Genomic DNA, 1,898 nt, shown 5'->3' on the forward strand with positions numbered 1-1,898 from the left:
GACACGGTGGATCGCACCTGCGATGGCGCCGGCCGCGTGGCCGATATGACGCTGGCCGAACTGCAACTGCTGACCATCGACGGCGAACACCCCATCCCCACCTTGGACGACATCTTTGAGTTGCTGGGCCGGCGTACGCTCTATAACGTCGAACTGAAGGCGCTGGGTCTGAGCGACGGCGGTCTGTCCGAGGCCGTGGCCCAACGCATTGTCGCCCACGCCGTGGCCGACCGCGTGCTCATCTCGTCCTTTAGCCCGTTTGTCGTGCGCCTGGCGCGCCGCCACTTACCGGCCTCCGTCCCCGTCGCCCATCTGCGCGAGAGCCGCCTGTTCCGGCTGTCACACACGCTGGTGCGGGCCGAGGCCGACCACCCCGACCACACGTTGGTCGATGAAGAACTGATGGGTTGGGCGCGCCGCCGTGGGGTGCGGGTCAACACCTGGACGGTCGATGACCCGGACGAAGCGCGCCGCCTGGCCCGCCTGGGCGTGGCTGGCATCATCACCAACAGACCGGGAGTGATTCGGGCGGCGTTGGGAGAACAGTGATCAGTAAGCAGTACGTAGTAGGTCAGTAGGGTAATCTAGAACCAACGGCCAACGACCGCCAACTATCAACTAACAACTAACAACTCTCAACTCAACCATGCGCGTTAAAGTCATTCTCAACCCCTACGCCAACCGCTGGGGCGCGAAGGCGCAGGCCCCGGCCACCGAGGCCGCTTTCCGCGCCGCCGGGGTCGACTGCGATCTGGTCATCACGCAGACGGTCAACCAGGGCATCGACGAGGCCGAGGCCGCCGCGCGCGCCGGCTACGATGCGGTCATCGCCGCTGGCGGCGACGGGACGATCAACGAGGTCATCAACGGTCTGCTGCGGGCGGCGGGGGACGGGCCAACCAAGCCGTTCGGCATCGTGCCGCTGGGCACGGCCAACGACTTCAACCTGATGGCCGGACTGCCGAAGGAGATCGCCGCGAGCGTGGCCGTCATCGCCGCCGGTCGCACGCGCCAGATCGACGCCGGGCAGGTCAACGATCGCTTTTTCATCAACAACAGCGCCGCGGCCATGGAGCCGATGGTGACGCTGGAAAACATCAAGATGAAACGCCTCTCCGGCGAGATACGCTACATCGTGGCCCTTATCCGCGCGCTGGCCAAGCTGAAGCCGTGGACGATGACGCTGGCCTGGGACGGCGGCGGCTACGAGGGGCCGGCCTACCTGCTGTCGGTCTGCAACAGCCCGCGCACCGGCGGCTTCATGATGGCCCCCGGCGCGCTGCTGGATGATGGGCAGCTGGATATGGTCTTTGCGCCACAGGTGTCGAAGGGCGCGGTCATCTCCATCTTGCTCAAGCTGATGCAGGGCAAGCACATCGAGCACCCGGCCGTCACCTTTCGCCGCGTGACCGCCATCGACGTGCGCAGCCGGCCCGGCACGCCGCTCCATTCCGACGGCGAGATCTTCGCCGAGTCAGCCGAGACGGTGCGCTACCGGGTGCTGCCGGGAAAGGTCACTCTGTTGACACCCTAGGGGAGAAAGATCTCACGCAAAGACGCAAAGAGCGCAAAGAAGAGAAAGAATTCTTCTCTTTGCGCTCTTTGCGTCTTTGCGTGAGATCTTTCTGCTGAAAACAAAAACCGCCGAGGTTGGGAAGCCATCAGCGGTTGCCGGAAAACACGATCGGCTGTCGTTCTGTAATGAGAGCGCCCCCGCCATACCGTGAATGTTCTATTGTTTGAACCTGCTCACGCAGGTGGGAATTTTGTCTCGAGGTACACTGCCTTGCCTTGCGGCTACTACATCCCCTCTTACGTATCCTAATTCCCAAGGAAAAATAAGTGGCTCAACGCTAGATACACTCTCGCGCACAGCAGGGTGAGCAGATACTAGCATA

At 63.0% G+C, this 1,898-nt stretch carries 2 protein-coding genes and 1 other RNA gene; 2 read left to right on the plus strand and 1 reads right to left on the minus strand.

Features of this window, described 5'->3' with window-relative positions:
* Both ACE3UY_RS03275 and ACE3UY_RS03280 read left to right on the plus strand, forming a co-directional pair.
* The coding region (locus tag ACE3UY_RS03275) for a glycerophosphodiester phosphodiesterase (protein WP_374686123.1) at positions 1 to 549 on the plus strand (549 nt) is incomplete at its 5' end.
* A gap of 97 nt (positions 550 to 646) precedes the next feature.
* The gene (locus ACE3UY_RS03280) at positions 647 to 1,534 is read left to right on the plus strand and encodes a diacylglycerol kinase family protein (protein ID WP_374686124.1); all 888 of its coding nucleotides are present in this window, start codon (positions 647 to 649) and stop codon (positions 1,532 to 1,534) included.
* A gap of 172 nt (positions 1,535 to 1,706) precedes the next feature.
* Here the strand turns inward: ACE3UY_RS03280 and ssrS are convergent.
* Positions 1,707 to 1,884: non-coding RNA, 6S RNA (gene ssrS / locus ACE3UY_RS03285), on the minus strand.
* Between the last annotated feature and the right edge of the window lie 14 nt (positions 1,885 to 1,898).

Source organism: Promineifilum sp. (SeqCode), assembly GCF_041918635.1.
GTDB lineage: Bacteria > Chloroflexota > Anaerolineae > Promineifilales > Promineifilaceae > Promineifilum.